An 18,490-nucleotide genomic window follows, 5' to 3' on the forward strand; every position below is an offset into this window, starting at 1 on the left:
CGATCTCGCGCGCCCGCGCGCGCGGCCGCGCGCGCCCGCGCGCGGCCCCCCCCCCCGGGGATCAGCCGTGGGGGTCAGCCTCCGGGGGTCAGCCTCCGGGGGTCAGCCCCGGGGATCCCCCGGGGGTCAGCCCCGGGGATCCCCCGGGGGTCAGCCCCGGGGATCAGACGTACCGCTCCAGGATCGAGGACTCCGCCAGGCGCGACAGGCCCTCGCGGACGCTGCGGGCCCGGGCCTCGCCGACGCCGTCGACGGTCTGCAGGTCGTCCACGCTCGCCGCGAGCAGCTTCTGCAGCCCGCCGAAGTGCTCCACCAGGCGCTCGATGATCGCGCCGGGCAGCCGGGGCACCTTCGCCAGGAGCCGGTAGCCGCGCGGCGAGACCGCCGAGTCGAGGGTCTCGGGCGAGCCGCTGTAGCCGAGGGCCCGCGCCACGACCGGGAGTTCGAGCAGCTCGGTGTGGGTGAGCGCGTCCAGTTCGGTGAGCGCCTCGGCGACCGTCCGCGAACGCTTCGCCGTCGGCTCCGGCACGTAGTCCCGGATCACCAGCTCGCGCTCCGGTTCCACCCCCGCGATCAGCTCGTCGAGCTGGAGCGAGAGCAGCCGCCCGTCGGTGCCGAGCTCGACCACGTACTCCGCGATCTCGGTGGCGATCCTGCGGACCATCTCCAGACGCTGGGCGACCGCGGTGACGTCCCGGACCGTGACCAGGTCCTCGATCTCCAGGGCGGAGAGCGTGCCGGCCACCTCGTCGAGCCGCAGCTTGTACCGCTCCAGGGTCGCGAGCGCCTGGTTGGCCCGGGACAGGATCGCGGCCGACTCCTCCAGGACCCGGCGCTCACCGTCCACGTACAGCGCGATCAGACGCATCGACTGGGAGACGGAGACGACCGGGAAGTTGCACTGCTTGGAGACCCGGTCCGCCGTGCGGTGGCGGGTGCCGGTCTCCTCGGTGGGGATGGAGGCGTCCGGCACCAGCTGCACGCCCGCGCGGTGGATCTTGGTGATGTCCTTGTCCAGGACGAGCGCGCCGTCGAGCTTGCACAGCTCGCGCAGGCGCGTCGCGGCGAACTCGACGTCCAGCACGAAACCGCCGGTGCACATCGAGTCGACCGTCTTGTCCAGGCCGAGCACGATGAGACCGCCCGTGTTTCCCCGGAGGATCCGCTCCAGGCCGTCGCGCAGCGCGGTACCCGGCGCGACCGCGCTCAGGGCAGCGCGCATCAGCGCTTCGTTGCCGGAGCCCGCGCCGGACTTTCCAGGACCTGTTGCCCCGTCCTTGGCTGCCACTGCACTCCTCCGGCTCGTACGGATGGGCGAGACCAGGGCAAAGTCTAGCGACACCGCCCCGCCGGGGGTTCGCTGATGCGATGTGTGGGTCCGTTCCGCGCGGCCGTGTCCGTCCGGACACCGGGATCGCACCGGCCCGGACGCGGGGCGCACCTCACCGGACACGGGTCACAGCCGGGCCGCGCGCGGGGCCGCGCCTGGGCGGTACGCGGGGTCTCACCCGGCCCGTGAGCAGGGCATCGCCCGGCCCGTACGCAGGGTCTCACCCGGCCCGGAGGCGGGGTCGCGCCCGGCCAGGACGCGAGGCCGCACCCGGGCCGGCACACAGGGCCGCACCCGGCTCGTACGCGGGGCCGCACCCGGGTCCTGCGGCAGGGCCGCACCCGGCGCGTGCGCACGGTCCCGCCCGGGCCGTACGCACACGCACACCCGCCGCCGGGACCGTGCCCCGCCTCCCCGCCCGTACCCGACCGCCGGGGACCGGCCCGGGTCAGCGGTCCGGCGTCTCCTCGGCGGCCCTGCCCCGCCGGCTCCGCGGCAGCACCCGCAGCGCGTCCCCCACGTCCGCCACCTCCGTCACCTTCATCCCGGCCGGCACCTTCCCCGGGTCCACCGGGACCAGCGCGTGCGTGAAGCCCAGCCGGTGCGCCTCGGCGAGCCGCCGCTGCACGCCCGTCACCCGCCGCACCTCGCCCGCGAGCCCGACCTCCCCGATCGCGACCAGGTTCTTCGGCAGCGGCGTGTCGCTCGCCGCTGAGGCCAGCGCCAGCGCGATCGCCAGGTCGGCGGCGGGCTCGGTGAGCTTCACCCCGCCCACGGTCGCGCTGTAGATGTCCCGCTTGCCCAGCGCGCTGATCCGGCCGCGCTGCTCCAGGACCGCCAGCATCATCGAGACCCGGGAGGTCTCCAGGCCCGAGGTCGTCCGCCGCGGCGAGGGGATCTGCGAGTCGACCGTCAGCGCCTGCACCTCGGCGACCAGCGGGCGCTTGCCCTCCAGGGTGACCGTCAGGCAGGTGCCCGGCACGGCCACGTCACGCCGGGTCAGGAAGAGCCCGGAGGGGTCGGCGAGCCCCGTGATGCCCTCGTCGTGCAGCTCGAAGCAGCCGACCTCGTCCGTCGCCCCGTACCGGTTCTTCACGCCCCGGACCAGACGCAGGCGCGCGTGCCGGTCGCCCTCGAAGCTCAGGACGACGTCGACCAGGTGCTCCAGGAGCCGGGGACCCGCGATGGCCCCGTCCTTGGTGACGTGGCCGACGAGGAGCGTCGACATGCCCCGCTCCTTGGACGCCCGGATGAGGGCCCCCGCGACCTCGCGGACCTGCGCCATGCCGCCGGGAGCGCCGTCGATCTCGGGCGAGGCGACCGTCTGCACCGAGTCCATGATCAGCAGCGAGGGCTTCACGGCGTCGAGGTGCCCGAGGACGGCCGACAGGTCGGTCTCGGCCGCCAGGTACAGATGGTCGCTGAGCGCGTCGATCCGGTCCGCGCGCATCCGGACCTGGCTCGCGGACTCCTCGCCCGTGACGTACAGCGTGCGGTGCTCGTCGCTGGAGGCCTTGGCCGCCACGTCGAGCAGGAGCGTCGACTTGCCGACCCCGGGCTCACCCGCGAGCAGCACCACGGCGCCGGGCACCAGCCCCCCGCCGAGGACCCGGTCCAGCTCGTCCACGCCGGTCGAGCGGGCGGTCGCCTGGCGGCCGTCGACCTGGCCGATGGGCAGCGCGGCGGTGGAGACCCGGCCGGCGGCGGTCGTCCGGACGGCGGGCGCGCCGTACTCCTCGACCGTCCCCCAGGCCTGGCACTCGGGGCAGCGGCCGAGCCACTTGGCCGTCTGCCAGCCGCACTCGGTGCAGCGGTAGGACGGCCGGTCCTTGGCGGTTTTCGTACGGGCAGCCATGGGCCACACCGTATCCGCCGCCACCGACAACGGGCCGCCGTCCTCCACAGGGGGAGACACCGAAGACACGGAAGGCACCGGAACGCCCGCTTCCTGTCCCCCTTCGAGCGATAGCTTCACCCGTAAGAATGAGAATGGAGCAACCGGTACGAAGAGTGCCCCCCGCCCTGCCTACGGTCGCCCAGTGACGAGCAGCAGGCTGGATTCCCCCGCACGCACCACCGGCGCACACCGGGCGCACCGCGCCACGGACCAGGGACCGCGCACGCTCGGCCGGCGTCCCCCCGCCCGCTACGAGGCAGCCCTCGACGGCCTCTTCACGTACTGCCTCTCCGTGCTCTGCGACCACGACACGGCCACCGCCGTCCTCGGCGACGTCCTCGCCGTCGCCGAGCGCCATCACGGCCGCTGCCCCTCGGACGAGGACGGACGCACGGCCTGGCTGTACGCCCTCGCCCGCTGGGCCTGCCTGCGCAGCCTCGGCGAACAGCGCCGCAAGCGCCAGGGCGCCCACACCGGCCGCCCGGCCGTCACCGCCCCCGAGCCGCCCCGGGTCTCCCAGGAGACCGCCGAGCGCCGCCGCACCGAGCTCGCCCTGCTCGCCTGGCCCGAAGCGGCCGGCACCACGCCCGAGCAGCGCGAGGCCCTGGAACTCGCCGTGCGGCACGGCCTCAGCCACCGCCAGGTCGCCGCCGTGCTCTCCCTCGACCCGCTCGCCGCCCGCGAACTCCTCGCCACCGCCGGCTGCGAGGTCGAACGCACCCGCGCCGCCCTCGCCGTCGTCGAGACCGGCAGCTGCCCCACCGTCGCCCGGCTCACCGGCGACCACCAGGTGCTCCTCTCGGCCGCCCTGCGCGCCGAACTCGTCCGGCACGTCGACGACTGCCCCCGCTGCCGCCGCGCGGCCGAGCGCGTGGGCGCCGCTGGACCCTGGCCGGGAACGGCGGCCCTCCCGGCGGACCGGCTGCCGCTCGTCGAGGCGCCCAGGGCCGCCGCCTACATGGCGATGCTGCACGTCCCGCGCGCGCGTGCCGGAGCCCCGCGCTTCGCGCCGACCGGCTTCCCCATGGACCCCAAGGACCATGTCGCCCGCCGCGACCGGATGCGGGCCCGCGCGGTCACCACCACGGTCGTCGCCGCCGTGGTCGCCGCGCCCGTCCTCGCCCTGTGGACCTCCTACCGCGGCGCTCCCACGGAGGACACCGCCGGACACGACGGGGCCAGGATCAGCGCGCGCGAGGCGGACGAACCGGTGGGCCCCGACGGCGACCGCTACGAGAACGCGGGCAACGCCAGCACCACCCCCGAGCCCCGCTTCACCCAGGGCAGCCGCGCCCCCGACGTCTCCGTCGAGGTCGTCAGCCCCGGCGGCCCCGCCGCGCCGGGCCGGCCCGGCGAACCCGCCGCCGGCTGGATCACGGTCACCGCCACCGGCCGCGGCGACCTCACCCTGCTCACGCTCACCGCCTCGGGGGGCACACCCGTCGACTGGTCGCTGTGGACGGACGCCCCCTGGCTGTACGTGAGCCGGGCCTCCGGCACGCTCCGCCCCGGCGAGAGGATCACGATCGCCGTCGGCGTCGACCACGCCCGCGAGCCCGTCGGCTCCTGGAGCGCGCGCCTGGGCGTGAACCCCTCGGGAGCGGTCGTCCGGATCGACGGCTACAGCCGGCCGGCCGACGCCGGGGACTTCCCGCCCCCACCGGTCACCACGACGGAGCCCACGACCCCGCCGACCACCCCGCCCACGTCCCCGCCGACGACCGAACCGACCACCCCGCCGACGTCCCCGCCCACGACGGAGCCGACGACGCCGCCGACCACCGAGCCCACGACCCCGCCGCCGACCACCGAACCGACGACGGAACCGACCACCCCGCCCCCGACGACCGAGGAACCCCCGCCCACGACCTCGGACCCGGGCACACCCCCGCCGACGACGGAGGACCCGCCGCCGTCGTCGTAGACGAAGGGGACAGGTCCTGGGCGGGGGACGAAGGGGACGGGCCCCCAGGCCGTCTCGTTCGGATCGTGCCGGGCTCGCGGCTCCGGCCTGATCCGAAAGAAACGGCCTAGCCGACCGGGTCGGCCGGGTGCGGAGCCACCAGCGGCAGCTGCGAGGCCAGCCGCGCCTCGCAGAGCCCGGCCAGCACCCCGTACGCCTCCTCGCCCATCATCTCGACGAGCTCCGGCCGGTACGAGACGTAGACCGGCTCACCGCCGACGTGCGCCGACGTCGCCGTCGTGCAGTACCAGTGCAGGTCGTGGCCGCCCGGCCCCCAGCCACGCCGGTCGTACTCGCCGATCGACACCTGGAGGACCTTCGAGTCGTCGGGGCGCTCGATCCAGTCGTACGTCCGCCGCACCGGCAGCTGCCAGCACACGTCCGGCTTCGTCTCCAGCGGCTCCCGGCCCTCCTTCATCGCCAGGATGTGCAGCGAGCAGCCCGCGCCGCCCGCGAAACCGGGCCGGTTCTGGAAGATGCAGGACCCCTCCCAGCGGCGGGTCTGCCGGTCGCCGTCCTCGTCGAGCTGCACCCAGCCCGACTCCGCGCCCACGTCGTGGAACTGCCACAGCTCCGGGGTGAGCCGGGCCACGTGCTCCGCGACCCGCTTCTCGTCGTCCTCGTCGGAGAAGTGCGCGCCCAGCGTGCAGCAGCCGTCGTCGGCGCGCCCTTCCTGGATGCCCTGGCAGCCGTTGCCGAAGATGCAGGTCCAGCGCGAGGTCAGCCAGGTCAGATCGCAGCGGAAGACCTGCTCCTCGTCCGCCGGATCGGGAAACTCGACCCACGCGCGCGCGAAGTCGAGGCCCTTCTCGTCGGGCTCCTCGGCCGGGCCCCGCTTCTGCTTCCCGACCTTGACCGCCTTCACGGCCTTCGCCGCGTGCGCGCTCCTGGCCGCCTGCACGCCACCGTCGCCGCCGCGGTCTTTGTCCTGCTTCGCCTTCTTCGTCTTTGGCACAGGACCAAGCGTATGACGGCGGGAGCAGTAGCGTTCCGCCCATGAGACTCGGAGTCCTCGACGTCGGTTCGAACACAGTGCACCTCCTCGTGGTGGATGCCCACCCCGGCGCCCGGCCGCTGCCCGCCCACTCGCACAAGGCGGAGCTGCGGCTCGCCGAACTGCTCGACGAGCGGGGCGCGATCGCGCCCGACGGCGTCGAGCGGCTGATCGCGACCGTGCGGGACGCGCTCCTGGCCGCCGAGGACAAGGGCTGCGAGGAGGTGCTGCCGTTCGCGACCTCCGCGGTGCGCGAGGCCAGCAACGCCGACGCGGTCCTCGCGCGCGTGAAGGACGAGACCGGGGTCGACCTCCAGGTCCTCACGGGCGAGGAGGAGGCCCGGCTCACCTTCCTCGCCGCCCGCCGCTGGTTCGGCTGGTCCGCCGGCAAGCTGCTCCTCCTCGACATCGGCGGCGGCTCCCTCGAAGTCGCGTACGGCATCGACGAGGACCCCGACACCGCGGTCTCGCTGCCCCTCGGCGCCGGCCGTCTGACGGCCGGCTGGCTGCCCGGCGACCCGGCCGACACCGCCGACGTGAAGGCCCTGCGCCGCCACGTGCGCGCGCAGATCGCCCGGACGGTCGGCGAGTTCAGCCGCTCCGGCCGCCCCGACCACGTCGTGGCCACCTCCAAGACCTTCAAGCAGCTCGCCAGGATCGCGGGCGCGCCGGGCTCCGGCGAGGGCCTGTACGTCCAGCGGATCCTGACCCGCAAGTCCCTGGAGGAGTGGGTCCCGCGCCTCGCCGCGATGACCGTGCCCGAGCGCGCCGCGCTCCCGGGCGTCTCGGAGGGCCGCGCCGGACAGGTCCTCGCGGGCGCGCTCGTCGCCGAGGGCGCGATGGACCTGCTCGGTGTCGAGGAGCTGGAGATCTGCCCCTGGGCCCTGCGCGAGGGCGTCATCCTGCGCCGCCTGGACCACCTGCCGGAGCACTGACGGACGGCGGGGGCGGCCGCGACGGCCGGGCCGCGCCGGCCGTGACCGCCGGGCGGCGTCGGGCGGCGTCGGGCGTGACCGGAAGCACCCTCCGGCCCCGCGCCCCGCCCCGTACCCTGTTCCCCGTGGCAGAACCAGTGGTGCGCGTCCCGGATGCGAAGGTCGCCCTGTCGACGGCCTCGGTCTATCCGGAGTCGACGGCGACGGCCTTCGAGATCGCCGCGCGCCTCGGGTACGACGGCGTCGAGGTCATGGTGTGGACCGACCCGGTCAGCCAGGACGTCGAGGCGCTGCGCCGGCTCTCCGACTACCACCAGGTCCCGATCCTGGCCGTGCACGCCCCCTGTCTCCTCATCACCCAGCGCGTCTGGTCCACCGACCCGTGGATCAAGCTCCAGCGCGCGCAGGCGGCGGCCGAGCGCCTCGGCGCGTCGACGGTCGTCGTGCACCCGCCGTTCCGCTGGCAGCGCCAGTACGCCAAGGACTTCGTGACGGGCATCTGGCGGATGGCGGACGAGACCGACGTCCGGTTCGCCGTCGAGAACATGTACCCGTGGCGCTACAAGGACCGCGAGATGCTCGCGTACGCCCCCGAGTGGGACGTCACCAAGGACGACTACCGGCACTTCACCGTCGACCTCTCGCACACCGCGACCGCCCGCACCGACGCCCTCGCGATGATCGACCGCATGGGCGACCGCCTCGGCCACGTCCACCTCGCCGACGGCAGGGGCTCCGCCAAGGACGAGCACCTCGTCCCGGGGCGCGGCACCCAGCCCTGCGCCGAGCTCCTGGAGCGGCTCGCCCTCACCGGCTTCGACGGGCACGTCGTCATCGAGGTCAACACCCGCCGCGCGATGTCAGCCGCCGAACGCGAGGCCGACCTCGCGGAGGCCCTCGCCTTCACCCGGCTCCACCTCGCCTCGCCGGCCGGCCGCCCCGCCCCCGGCCCCCGCCCGGCGGAACGGGCCCCGCGCCCATGACCGACCCGGCCCCGCGCCGGCGCGGCCGCCCGTCCCGTACCGAGGAGGAGAGCGGACCGGACGCGCGGACCCGCATCCTGGAGGCGGCCCGCGCCCAGTTCGCCGAGCGCGGCTACGACAAGGCCTCGGTCCGCGGCATCGCCAGGACCGCCGGTGTCGACCCGGCGCTCGTGCACCACTACTTCGGCACCAAGGACGAGGTCTTCGCCGCCGCCGTCGAGGTCTCCTTCGAGCCGGCCGCCGTGCTCCCGGCGATCCTCACCGGCCCCCGCGAGGCCATCGGCGAGCGGCTCGCCCGCTTCTTCATCGGCGTCTGGGAGAACCCGGCCTCCCGCGCCCCGCTCCTCGCGATCGTCCGCTCCGCGCTGACCCACGAGGCGGCGGCCAAGGTGCTGCGGACCTTCGTGCTGCGCCGGCTCCTGGAGCGGATCGCGGCCGAGCTGGACGTGCCGGATCCGGGCTTCCGCGCGGAGCTGGCCGCCTCCCACATGATCGGGATCGTGATCATGCGGTACGTGATCCAGGTCGAGCCGCTGGCCTCGGCGGATCCGGAGCGGATCGTCGAGCAGGTGGCCCCGACGCTCCAGCGCTACCTGACCGAAAGCTGAACACGCGTCCCGCATTGCGGACACCCTGTCCAGATCTTGGAGCGTCGGCGTACGCTCGAATGCAAGCACACCCATCACGAGGAGCGAGCGACGATGCCCGAGCTGAGGTCCCGCACAGTCACCCACGGCCGCAACATGGCGGGCGCACGCGCCCTTATGCGCGCCTCCGGTGTACCCGGCGCGGACATCGGCCGGAAGCCGATCATCGCCGTGGCCAACTCCTTCACCGAGTTCGTCCCCGGCCACACGCACCTCCAGCCGGTCGGCCGGATCGTCTCCGAGGCCATCACCGCCGCCGGCGGCATCGCCCGCGAGTTCAACACGATCGCCGTCGACGACGGCATCGCCATGGGCCACGGCGGCATGCTCTACAGCCTGCCCTCGCGCGACCTGATCGCGGACAGCGTGGAGTACATGGTCGAGGCGCACTGCGCCGACGCCCTGATCTGCATCTCCAACTGCGACAAGATCACCCCCGGCATGCTGATGGCGGCCCTGCGCCTCAACATCCCGACGGTCTTCGTCTCCGGCGGCCCGATGGAGTCCGGCCGCGCCACGCTCGTCGACGGCTCGGTCCGCACCCTCGACCTGGTCGACGCGATCTCCGACGCCGTTAACCCGAAGATCTCCGACGAGGACATCGCCCGCATCGAGGAGAACGCCTGCCCGACCTGCGGGTCCTGTTCCGGCATGTTCACCGCCAACTCGATGAACTGCCTGACCGAGGCGATCGGCCTGTCCCTCCCCGGCAACGGCACGGTGCTCGCCACCCACACCGCCCGCCGCGCGCTGTACGAGAACGCGGCCCGCACGGTCGTCGACATCACCCGCCGCTACTACGACGAGGACGACGACTCCGTCCTGCCCCGCTCGATCGCGTCCCGCGCCGCCTTCGAGAACGCCATGGCCCTCGACATCGCCATGGGCGGCTCCACCAACACGATCCTGCACCTGCTCGCCGCCGCCCAGGAGGCCGAGCTCGACTACGGCCTGCCGGACATGGACGAGGTCTCCCGCCGGGTGCCCTGCCTGGCCAAGGTCGCCCCGAACGTCGCCAAGGACCGCACGTACTACATGGAGGACGTGCACCGGGCGGGCGGCATCCCCGCCATCCTCGGCGAGCTCTACCGCGCGGGCCTGCTGAACGAGGACGTCCACGCCGTCCACGCGCCCTCCGTCAAGGAGTGGCTGGAGACCTGGGACGTGCGCGGCGGCTCCCCCTCGGACGAGGCCGTCGAGCTGTGGCACGCGGCCCCCGGCTGCGTCCGCTCGGCGACCGCCTTCTCCCAGTCGGAGCGCTGGGACACCCTCGACACGGACGCGGCGAACGGCTGCATCCGCGACGCGGAGCACGCGTACTCGAAGGACGGCGGCCTCGCCGTCCTGCACGGCAACCTCGCCGTCGACGGCTGCGTCGTGAAGACCGCCGGCGTCGACGAGTCGATCTGGACCTTCGAGGGCCCGGCCGTCGTCTGCGAGTCGCAGGAGGAGGCCGTCGAGAAGATCCTGAACAAGCAGGTCACGGACGGCGACGTGGTCGTCATCCGCTACGAGGGCCCCAAGGGCGGCCCCGGCATGCAGGAGATGCTCTACCCGACCTCCTTCCTGAAGGGCCGCGGCCTGGGCAAGACCTGCGCCCTGGTCACCGACGGGCGCTTCTCCGGCGGCACCTCGGGCCTCTCCATCGGCCACGCCTCCCCGGAGGCGGCCTCGGGCGGCACGATCGCGTTCGTCGAGGACGGCGACCGCATCCGCATCGACATCCCGAACCGCTCGATCGAGCTCCTGGTCGACGACGCCACCCTCGCGGCCCGCCGCGAGGCCCTCAACGGCGTGTACGCGCCGAAGAACCGGGAGCGCAAGGTGTCGGCGGCGCTGAAGGCGTACGCGGCGATGGCGACGAGCGCCGACAAGGGCGCGGTCAGGGACGTGACGAAGCTGGGCTGATCCCGGCGGGAGACGTACGACGGAAGGGGAGCGGGCCGCGGGCCCGCTCCCCTTCCGTCGTAGGCGGGTGTCAGCGGCTCACCAGGAGCCGGGGTCGCGCGCGTCCACCGCGAAGACGGAGCCGTCCGGCGCCGTCCCGAAGACCCGGTCCCCGGCGACCAGCGGCGCGGGCACGAGGGGCGCGTACCCGAGGCGGCCGTTGCGCAGCCGCGGCCTGGTCTGCCCGACGACCGCCCCGCGCGCGGTGTCGACGGCGAGCAGCCGGCCGTCCTGGACGGAGAAGTAGAGCCGGTCGCCGGAGCCGAGGACCGGCGCGGAGACGTTCCCGGCGCCCGTCTCCAGGTCCCACACCACCCGGCCCTTCGGTGCGGCGGTGTCGAAGGCCGTGAGGTGGCCGTCGGCGTCGAGCAGATGGACGACCGCGCCGCGCACGGCGATGCCCCGGAGGTCCATCCGGTAGGGCAGGGCCACCGTGCGGACGGGGGCGTCCGCGCCCTCGCCGGGGCCCAGCAGGACCAGGGAGTCGACCAGCGAGGACTGGTAGAGGTGCGCGAGGACCAGCGTGCCGTCGCCGGTGCGGCCCAGCGGGTCGAGCTCGCCGTCCAGGTTCCGCTGCCAGACGGTCTCGCCGGTCGTGGGGCGGACGGCCGCGACCCGGGTGTGCGACCCGTCGAAGGAGGTCTCCGACACCGTGAGGAGGCCGGACGGCGCGTCGTACGGCCCGGGGAGCGGGACCGTGAAGCCGGGCAGGCCGTGCCGCCACAGCTCCGCGCCGCTGCGGGCGTCGACCGCCCGGAGGCCGCCGGTGCCGTCGGACAGCACGACGGCGGAGCCGGCCGGCCGGTGGACCTCGGGCAGTTTCCCCCGGGCCGACCAGCCGGGAGTCCCGTCCCCGGCCGCGTACGCCCGCAGGGGACCGGTCGGAGGGGCGGCGCCGATCAGGCCGTCCGCGAGGAGCACGGGCGCGCGGGGCGCCTCCTGCTCGACGGGTGCGGTCCGCGACCAGAGGATCCGCCCGGTCACCGGGTCGAGCCGGGCGAGGCCGACGCCGCGGGCGGCGCAGTACAGCGCTCCCGAGCCGTGGACGCAGGCGGGCGCGGAGGAAGGTCCGTGCTCCTGGAGTCCGGTGTGCCAGCCCGAGACGGAGGTGGCCACCTCGGCCGGGCTCGTGGGGGTCTCGGGCGCGCGGTCCGCGGGACGGCTGAGCGCCGCGTAGAGACCGGCCGCGGTCAGCGCGAGCGCGGCGGCGACGGCGATCATCGGGCGGGGCCGGATCCGGGCGAGGGACGGGACCCGCGGGTCGCGGCGGGGCGGGACCGGCGCGGGGGCCCGTACCGGTGTGTCCGCGTCCCACGCGGGCGCGGGGCCGCCGTCGCCCTCGGGCAGGGCGGGCCGCCGGCGCTGTGCCGGTATGAAGGCCTCGGCCGCGTACGAGGGGGGCAGCAGCGCCTGCATGATCTGCGCCGGGGTCGGCCGGTCGACGGGCTCCTTGGCGAGGCAGCGGGCGACGAGCGGCGCCAGGTCCGCCGGCACCCCCGTGAGGTCCGGCTCGTCGTGGACGACCTGGTACGCCACGATGTACGGGCTGTCGGAGTCGAAGGGGCCGTGCCCGGTCGCCGCGTGCACCAGCACGGAGCCCAGCGCGAACACGTCCGCCGCCGGCCCGACCTCCCGGGGCCGCTGGAACTGCTCGGGCGCCATGAACGGCGGCGAGCCGATCAGCTTGCCGGTCTCCGTGTGCAGATCGCTGTCGACCGGCCGGGAGATCCCGAAGTCGATGACCTTCGGCCCGGTGTCGGTCAGCAGGACGTTGCTGGGCTTGAGGTCCCGGTGGACGACCCCGGCCCGGTGGATGTCGCGCAGCGCCTCCGCGAGCCCGGCCGTGAGCCGGCGCAGCTCGGCCGGCGACAGCGGACCGTTCCGCTTCACCTGGTCGGCGAGCGTGGGTCCGGGCACGTAGAGGGTCGCCATCCAGGGGCGTACGGCATCGGGGTCGGCGTCGACGACCGGCGCGGTGAAGGCGCCGCTGACCCGGCGGGCGGCCGCGACCTCCTGGCGGAAACGCGCCCTGAACTCGGGGTCCTCCGCATACCGTGCGTGCACGACCTTGACCGCGAGCCGCAGTCCGGAGGCGGAGGCCGCGAGGTGCACGACGCCCATGCCGCCGGCTCCCAGACATGCCTGGAGGCGGTAGTCGCCCGCGTACTCGGGCCCCTCCGCTTCCCGGTCGGCACCGGTGCCGCGCAACGGTGGCATCGCCCACCCCCGTGTGAGTCCCCGTCACATCGCGCGCAGGTGCGCGACCCGACGGAGCCTAGTCGATGGTGCCCGGGAAGTCGGTGGGGCTTGCTAGCCTGCGCGTCGCGGAGAGTGAAACTCGGCGGAGCGCTTTTGCGCCAAGGGGGAGGACGTCATGACCACGCGCTACGAGGTCGCACCGGGCTACCGGGTCAACGTGCGGTCGGGACCGAGCACCCAGTACCCGGTCGTCCGGTCCCTTGCACCGGGAGCCACGGTGGCGATCAAGTGCCAGAAGTACGGCGAGTGGGTCTCCGGCCCGTACGGCACGACGAACATCTGGGACAACATCGCGGCGGGCGAATACCTCTCCGACGCCTATGTGCACACGGGAAGCGACGGCATGGTCGCACCGCGCTGCGCCTGAGCCCGTTCACCGTCGCCCCTGGGACAATCGACCTCATGAGCGACGAAGAGCAGACCCCGAACAGTGACGGCGGCGGCCCGCGGCCGGAGGAGATCCGCTTCTTCGGCACGACCTGGGTCGACCACAGCGGCGCCTACAAGCCCCGCCGCCTCGGCCTCGCCGCCGGAGCCCTCGCCGCCGCCGTCGCGGCCTGCTTCGTGCTGCGCTTCGCCTACGAGGGCCTCCAGATCGCCGACGTCGGCGGCCTCGTCAACACGCTGGTCGTGCTCATGTTCGCGATCTGCAGCGCCATCGCGTTCGCCAAGACCTGGGAGGGCTTCGTCCGCCGCCCGGCCGACCCGGCCCGCGAGGAGTCCCTCCGCAGCCTGAAGGCGATCGGCTTCATCGGCACCCTCGTCGCCTACGCCGCCCGCTGCTTCGTCGAGGCCCCCGGCGAGAAGCTGCGCCGCGCGGAGTACGAGACGGCCGTCGCCCAGTACGAGAAGCGCCGTGCCACCCGTACGGGCAACCCCTCGGCCCGCAAGAAGCCGAAGCGCAAGTAGCGGCCCCCTCCGCCCGTCCGGATCCTTGACGCCCGGCACCGCCAGGCCCACTATTCATCGCATGATGAATAAACCGGCGACCGAGGGCCACGGGGCAGCCGTCACCGCGCAGCACCTCACCGCCACACGCGGCGACCGCCAGGTCCTCCGCGGCCTCGACTTCACCGTCCCCGCCGGCCTCGTCACCGGCCTCCTCGGACCCTCCGGCTGCGGCAAGACCACCCTCATGCGCGCCATCGTCGGAACCCAGGCCAAGGTCACCGGCACCCTCCAGGTCCTGGGCCGCCCCGCCGGCGACCCCACCCTCCGCTCCCGCATCGGGTACGTCACCCAGGCCCCGTCCGTCTACGACGACCTCACCGTCCGCCAGAACCTCGACTACTTCGCCGCCGTCCTGCTCCCCGGCCGCGCCCACCGCCACGACCGACGCGCCGCCGTCGACCGCGCCATCGAGGACGTCGACCTCGCCGACCACGCCGCCGCCCTCGCCGGCCGGCTCTCCGGCGGCCAGCGCAGCCGCGTCTCCCTCGCCGTCGCCCTGCTCGGCGCCCCCGAGCTCCTCGTCCTCGACGAACCCACGGTCGGCCTCGACCCCGTCCTCCGCCGCGACCTCTGGAACCTCTTCCACCGCATCGCCGCCGAACGCGGCACCACCCTCCTCATCTCCTCCCACGTCATGGACGAGGCCGAGCGCTGCCACCGCCTCCTCCTCATGCGCGAGGGCGAGATCCTCGCCGAGGACACCCCCGAGGCCCTCCGCCGCCGCAACGACACGGCCACCGTCGAAGAGGCCTTCCTCCACCTCGTCGACGCGGCGAACGCCCGAGCCGCCCGAGCCGCCGACCAGGAGCCCCGACCGTGAACGCGAACCGCACCCTCGCCACCGCCGCCCGCGTCCTGCGCCAGCTCCGCCACGACCCGCGCTCGATCGCCCTGATGCTCCTCGTCCCCTGCCTGATGCTCTTCCTGCTCCGCTACGTCTTCGACGGAAGCCCGCAGACGTTCGACAGCATCGGCGCCTCACTCCTCGGCATCTTCCCGCTCATCACGATGTTCCTGGTGACCTCCATCGCCACCCTCAGGGAACGCACCTCGGGCACCCTCGAACGCCTGCTCGCCATGCCCCTCGGCAAGGCCGAACTCATCACCGGCTACGCCCTCGCCTTCGGGCTCGTCGCCGTCCTCCAGTCCCTCCTCGCCACCGGCCTCGCCGTCTGGTTCCTCGGCCTCGACGTCATCGGCTCCCCCTGGCTCCTCCTCCTGGTCGCCCTCCTCGACGCCCTCCTCGGCACCGCGCTCGGCCTCTTCGTCTCCGCCTTCGCCGCGTCCGAGTTCCAGGCCGTCCAGTTCATGCCGGCCGTGATCTTCCCCCAGCTCCTGCTCTGCGGCCTGTTCACCCCGCGCGACCGCATGGCCCCCGCCCTCGAAGCGATCTCCGACGTCCTGCCGATGTCGTACGCCGTCGACGGCATGAACCAGGTACTCCACCACCCCGACATCACCGGCGACTTCGTCCGCGACGCCCTCGTCGTCGCGGGCTGCGCCGTCCTCGTCCTCGGCCTCGGCGCCGCCACCCTCCGCCGCCGCACCGCCTGACCGCCCCTCGGACACCCCACGCACCCCGGACCCCACCGGTGAAAGGATGACCAAAAGGCCCCCTCCGGCGAGGTGAACAGACCCATGACCCAGACCGTCGCAGTCCTCGGCACCGGCAAGATCGGTGAAGCACTCCTCAGCGGCATGATCCGCGCGGGCTGGCGCCCCGCGAACCTCCTGGTCACCGCCCGCCGCGCCGAACGCGCCGAAGAGCTCCGCACCCGCTACGGCGTCGAGACCGTCACCAACGCGGAGGCCGCCAAGCGCGCCGACACCCTCATCCTCGCCGTCAAGCCGCAGGACATGGGACGCCTCCTCGACGAGCTCACCCCGCACCTCACCGCCGACCGCCTGGTCATCAGCGCGGCGGCGGGCATCCCCACCTCCTTCATCGAGGACCGCCTCACCACCGGCACCCCCGTCGTCCGGGTCATGCCGAACACCCCCGTCCTCGTCGACGAGGGCATGTCCGTCATCTCCGCCGGCAGCCACGCCACCCCCGCCCACCTCGCCCACACCGAGGAGATCTTCGGCGGCGTCGGCAAGACCCTCCGCGTCCCCGAGTCCCAGCAGGACGCCGCCACCGCCCTCTCCGGCTCGGGGCCCGCGTACTTCTACTTCCTCGTCGAGGCCATGACCGACGCCGGCATCCTCCTCGGCCTGCCCCGCGCCCAGGCCCACGACCTCATCGTCCAGGCCGCCATCGGCGCCGCCGTCATGCTCCGCGACAGCGGCGAGCACCCCGTCAAGCTCCGCGAGGCCGTCACCTCCCCCGCCGGCACCACCATCAGCGCCATCCGCGAGCTGGAGAACCACGGCGTACGGGCCGCCCTGATCGCCGCCCTCGAAGCGGCCCGCGACCGCAGCCGCGAGCTCGCCTCCGGCAACAGCTGACCGGCTACGCCGCGGACCCACCCTCCCGTACGCCCTCCAGCACGTCCGCCGTGGTCACGACCCGGGCGAACCGCCCACCGTGCAGCGACACCGCCGTCGCCCGGGTCAGCTCCTCCGCCGTCCGCGTCCAGCCGAACGGCCCCGCCAGGTCGAAGGTGTGCATCGCGTCCAGCGCGAACAGCACGTCGTACCCCAGGTTCCCGCCCATCCGCGCGGTCGTCTCGTTGCACATGTTGGTCTGGATCCCCACGACCACGAACTGCCCGACCCCGGCACCCTTCAGCCACGCGTCCAGGTCCGGCTCCCCGTAGAAGGCCGAGTTCACCGACTTCGTCACGAGCAGCTCCGGCCCCGCGCCCTTCCCCCGCCGCTCCTCCACGAAGTCCTTGAACGCGTTCCCCCCGCTCCCCGCCGCCAGCGGGGAACCCGCCTGCACGGAGTCGTGCCGTACGAACACGACCGGACGTCCCGTCTCCTGCCAGGCGTCGATCAGAGCCGCGATGTTCCCCTCGGCCCCCGGGTTGTCCCGCCGGCCCCAGAACTCCTGCTCGAAGCCCTTCTGCACGTCGACGACCACCAGCGCTGCGTTCTCGTTGATCTCCATGACCCCGATCCTCCCGCCGGGGAAGCCCCGGCCCCAGAGGGATGAATGCCAGCGATCGATGGTTAACTGCCAGGCGTGCCACGGACACCCGCACCCCGCCCCCAGCGCATCGCCCTCGTCGCCTTCCCCGGCGTGCGCACCTTCGACATCTCCGTCATCACCGAGGTCTGGGACAGCGACCGCACCCCCCGCGGAGTCCCGCCCTTCGAACTCCGCAGGACCGCCACCCACCCGCACACCCCCATCCCCCTGCGCGGCGGCCTCACCCTCACTCCCGACCGCCCGCTCACCTGGATCGACGACCTCACCCCCACCGACCTCGTCGTCGTCCCCGGCATCGAGGACCCCGACGCCGACCTCCCCGCCCCCGTCCTCGACGCCCTCCGCCGCGCCCACACCGCCGGCGTCCCGGTCGCCTCCCTCTGCGCGGGCGCCTTCGTCCTCGCCCGCGCGGGCCTCCTCGACGGCCGCCGCGCCGTCACCCACTGGCACCTGGCGCACACCCTGGCCACCCGCCACCCGGCCGTCCGGGTCGAACCCGACGCCCTCTTCGTCGAGGACACGGGCATCTGGACCTCGGCCGGCACCGCCGCCGGCATCGACCTCTGCCTCCACCTGGTCCGCACCGCCCACGGCGCCGAAGCCGCCGCCACCGTCGCCCGCTCGATGGTCACCGCCCCCTTCCGTACGGGGACCCAGGCCCAGTTCATCGAGCACCCCACGCCCCGCGCCGACCGCGACGCCGACGCCCTCGCCGCCGTACGCGCCCACGCCCTGGCCCACCTCGCCGAACCCCACACCGTCGCGAGCCTGGCCGCCCGCGCCGGGATGTCCCCCCGCTCCTTCGCCCGCCACTTCCAGGCGACGACAGGAGCCACCCCGCTCCACTGGCTCATCACCCAGCGCGTCGCGGCCGCCCAGAAGCTCCTCGAACGGACCGACCACCCCCTCCCCGAAGTGGCCCGGCGCGCGGGCTTCGGCAGCGAGGTCACCATGCGCCAGCACTTCGCCTCCCACCTGGGCACCAGCCCCCGCGACTACCGCCACGCCTTCCGTCACCCGGGCGGCGGCGGGCCCACGGACCAGGGTTGACACGGAACCCACCGATCCGTAAGGTTCTCCGAGTTGTCCGACGTGAGCACCGACCCCGGTCGGCCCCGGACAGCCATTCCGCAAGAACCAGTGAACCTGACGGTGCTTTGTCGTGCCGCCATGCTTTCCGTGCGTTTTTGCGAAATGAGGAATCCGCGTTCGAAGGTTTGAGCGCAGCCGCCCGATTAGCGTCGGAGGCAGGGAATCCACTAAAGTCTCACTCGTCGGAACGGCCCAACGGCCGGAAAGACAAGCCCCCTGACTGGGAGTCAGACGCCGAAAGGATCTGATAGAGTCGGAAACGCCGGAAGGGCCTGGAGCGAAAGCGAAAAGGACCGGAAAGCGCCGAGGAAATCGGATCGGAAAGATCTGATAGAGTCGGAAACGAAGGAAGCGCCCGGAGGGCCTGGAAACAGGAACGAAGGAAGCGTCCGCACCTT

At 73.8% G+C, this 18,490-nt stretch carries 16 protein-coding genes; 11 read left to right on the forward strand and 5 right to left on the reverse strand.

Translation table 11 applies throughout. The features are described from left to right. Positions 1-163: 163 nt before the first annotated feature. Both disA and radA read right to left on the reverse strand, forming a co-directional pair. Positions 164-1,288 carry a DNA integrity scanning diadenylate cyclase DisA gene (gene disA, locus ACFV2S_RS36205; protein ID WP_385569938.1) on the reverse strand — a complete coding sequence of 375 codons (1,125 nt, stop codon included), beginning with the start codon at positions 1,286-1,288 and terminating at the stop codon, positions 164-166. Between the two features lie 490 nt (positions 1,289-1,778). Next, entirely contained in the window at positions 1,779-3,185 is a 1,407-nt protein-coding gene (gene radA, locus ACFV2S_RS36210) for a DNA repair protein RadA (RefSeq protein ID WP_383797577.1), read from the reverse strand. A 184-nt stretch (positions 3,186-3,369) separates the two neighbouring features. Between radA and ACFV2S_RS36215 the strand changes: the two genes are divergently transcribed. Then, positions 3,370-5,151 (forward strand): hypothetical protein, encoded by a 1,782-nt coding sequence (locus ACFV2S_RS36215; RefSeq protein WP_385569941.1) that lies wholly within the window; start codon positions 3,370-3,372, stop codon positions 5,149-5,151. A 106-nt stretch (positions 5,152-5,257) separates the two neighbouring features. On the opposite strand, the gene ACFV2S_RS36220 is transcribed toward ACFV2S_RS36215, so the two are convergent. Then, positions 5,258-6,145 carry a hypothetical protein gene (locus ACFV2S_RS36220; protein WP_385569944.1) on the reverse strand — a complete coding sequence of 296 codons (888 nt, stop codon included), beginning with the start codon at positions 6,143-6,145 and terminating at the stop codon, positions 5,258-5,260. A 41-nt stretch (positions 6,146-6,186) separates the two neighbouring features. Here ACFV2S_RS36220 and ACFV2S_RS36225 point away from each other — a divergent pair, with 41 nt between their 5' ends. From ACFV2S_RS36225 to ilvD, 4 genes are all read left to right on the forward strand, one after another. After that, the gene (locus ACFV2S_RS36225; RefSeq protein WP_383797176.1) at positions 6,187-7,119 is read left to right on the forward strand and encodes a Ppx/GppA family phosphatase; all 933 of its coding nucleotides are present in this window, start codon (positions 6,187-6,189) and stop codon (positions 7,117-7,119) included. 125 nt (positions 7,120-7,244) lie between these two features. Next, positions 7,245-8,102 carry a sugar phosphate isomerase/epimerase family protein gene (locus ACFV2S_RS36230; protein ID WP_385569949.1) on the forward strand — a complete coding sequence of 286 codons (858 nt, stop codon included), beginning with the start codon at positions 7,245-7,247 and terminating at the stop codon, positions 8,100-8,102. Continuing rightward, positions 8,099-8,710, forward strand: coding sequence for a TetR family transcriptional regulator (locus ACFV2S_RS36235; protein ID WP_385569953.1), 612 nt, complete (start codon positions 8,099-8,101; stop codon positions 8,708-8,710). Before ACFV2S_RS36230 ends, ACFV2S_RS36235 begins: the two co-directional genes overlap by 4 nt. Before the next feature lie 93 nt (positions 8,711-8,803). Next, a complete protein-coding gene (gene ilvD, locus ACFV2S_RS36240; RefSeq protein ID WP_385569957.1) occupies positions 8,804-10,657 on the forward strand; it encodes a dihydroxy-acid dehydratase in 1,854 nt (617 codons plus the stop codon). Positions 10,658-10,735: 78 nt separating this feature from the next. Here the strand turns inward: ilvD and ACFV2S_RS36245 are convergent, their stop codons facing one another. Then, complete coding sequence (locus ACFV2S_RS36245; protein WP_385569960.1) at positions 10,736-12,913, reverse strand: PQQ-binding-like beta-propeller repeat protein; 2,178 nt, start codon at positions 12,911-12,913, stop codon at positions 10,736-10,738. A 157-nt stretch (positions 12,914-13,070) separates the two neighbouring features. Between ACFV2S_RS36245 and ACFV2S_RS36250 the strand changes: the two genes are divergently transcribed. The 5 genes from ACFV2S_RS36250 (at position 13,071) to proC (ending at position 16,354) form a co-directional block, all read left to right on the forward strand. Then, a complete protein-coding gene (locus tag ACFV2S_RS36250; RefSeq protein WP_385569964.1) occupies positions 13,071-13,322 on the forward strand; it encodes an SH3 domain-containing protein in 252 nt (83 codons plus the stop codon). Between the two features lie 35 nt (positions 13,323-13,357). Then, positions 13,358-13,864 (forward strand): hypothetical protein, encoded by a 507-nt coding sequence (locus ACFV2S_RS36255; RefSeq protein WP_385569968.1) that lies wholly within the window; start codon positions 13,358-13,360, stop codon positions 13,862-13,864. A gap of 64 nt (positions 13,865-13,928) precedes the next feature. Beyond that, entirely contained in the window at positions 13,929-14,726 is a 798-nt protein-coding gene (locus ACFV2S_RS36260) for an ABC transporter ATP-binding protein (RefSeq protein WP_385569990.1), read from the forward strand. Beyond that, positions 14,723-15,460 (forward strand): ABC transporter permease, encoded by a 738-nt coding sequence (locus tag ACFV2S_RS36265; protein ID WP_385569973.1) that lies wholly within the window; start codon positions 14,723-14,725, stop codon positions 15,458-15,460. Before ACFV2S_RS36260 ends, ACFV2S_RS36265 begins: the two co-directional genes overlap by 4 nt. An 84-nt stretch (positions 15,461-15,544) precedes the next feature. Further along, a complete protein-coding gene (proC, locus tag ACFV2S_RS36270) occupies positions 15,545-16,354 on the forward strand; it encodes a pyrroline-5-carboxylate reductase (RefSeq protein ID WP_385569977.1) in 810 nt (269 codons plus the stop codon). A 4-nt stretch (positions 16,355-16,358) separates the two neighbouring features. Here proC and ACFV2S_RS36275 read toward each other — a convergent pair whose 3' ends face one another. Continuing rightward, the gene (locus ACFV2S_RS36275; RefSeq protein ID WP_385569981.1) at positions 16,359-16,958 is read right to left on the reverse strand and encodes a cysteine hydrolase family protein; all 600 of its coding nucleotides are present in this window, start codon (positions 16,956-16,958) and stop codon (positions 16,359-16,361) included. Positions 16,959-17,033: 75 nt separating this feature from the next. On the opposite strand from ACFV2S_RS36275, the gene ACFV2S_RS36280 reads away from it, so the two are divergent. Beyond that, positions 17,034-18,050, forward strand: a complete 1,017-nt coding sequence (locus ACFV2S_RS36280) for a GlxA family transcriptional regulator (protein WP_385569986.1) — start codon at positions 17,034-17,036, stop codon at positions 18,048-18,050. Positions 18,051-18,490: the final 440 nt, after the last annotated feature.

It is taken from the genome of Streptomyces sp. NPDC059695 (assembly GCF_042733785.1).
In the GTDB taxonomy this organism is placed as follows: Bacteria; Actinomycetota; Actinomycetes; order Streptomycetales; family Streptomycetaceae; genus Streptomyces.

Excerpts from the sequence above, each read along its gene's own strand:
- ACFV2S_RS36275 (WP_385569981.1), bottom strand. The coding sequence starts at position 16,958 with ATGGAGATCAACGAGAACGCAGCGCTGGTGGTCGTCGACGTGCAGAAG.
- ilvD (WP_385569957.1), top strand. The coding sequence starts at position 8,804 with ATGCCCGAGCTGAGGTCCCGCACAGTCACCCACGGCCGCAACATGGCG.
- ACFV2S_RS36225 (WP_383797176.1), top strand. The coding sequence starts at position 6,187 with ATGAGACTCGGAGTCCTCGACGTCGGTTCGAACACAGTGCACCTCCTC.
- ACFV2S_RS36245 (WP_385569960.1), bottom strand. The coding sequence starts at position 12,913 with ATGCCACCGTTGCGCGGCACCGGTGCCGACCGGGAAGCGGAGGGGCCC.
- proC (WP_385569977.1), top strand. The coding sequence starts at position 15,545 with ATGACCCAGACCGTCGCAGTCCTCGGCACCGGCAAGATCGGTGAAGCA.
- ACFV2S_RS36260 (WP_385569990.1), top strand. The coding sequence starts at position 13,929 with ATGAATAAACCGGCGACCGAGGGCCACGGGGCAGCCGTCACCGCGCAG.
- radA (WP_383797577.1), bottom strand. The coding sequence starts at position 3,185 with ATGGCTGCCCGTACGAAAACCGCCAAGGACCGGCCGTCCTACCGCTGC.
- ACFV2S_RS36250 (WP_385569964.1), top strand. The coding sequence starts at position 13,071 with ATGACCACGCGCTACGAGGTCGCACCGGGCTACCGGGTCAACGTGCGG.
- ACFV2S_RS36255 (WP_385569968.1), top strand. The coding sequence starts at position 13,358 with ATGAGCGACGAAGAGCAGACCCCGAACAGTGACGGCGGCGGCCCGCGG.
- ACFV2S_RS36235 (WP_385569953.1), top strand. The coding sequence starts at position 8,099 with ATGACCGACCCGGCCCCGCGCCGGCGCGGCCGCCCGTCCCGTACCGAG.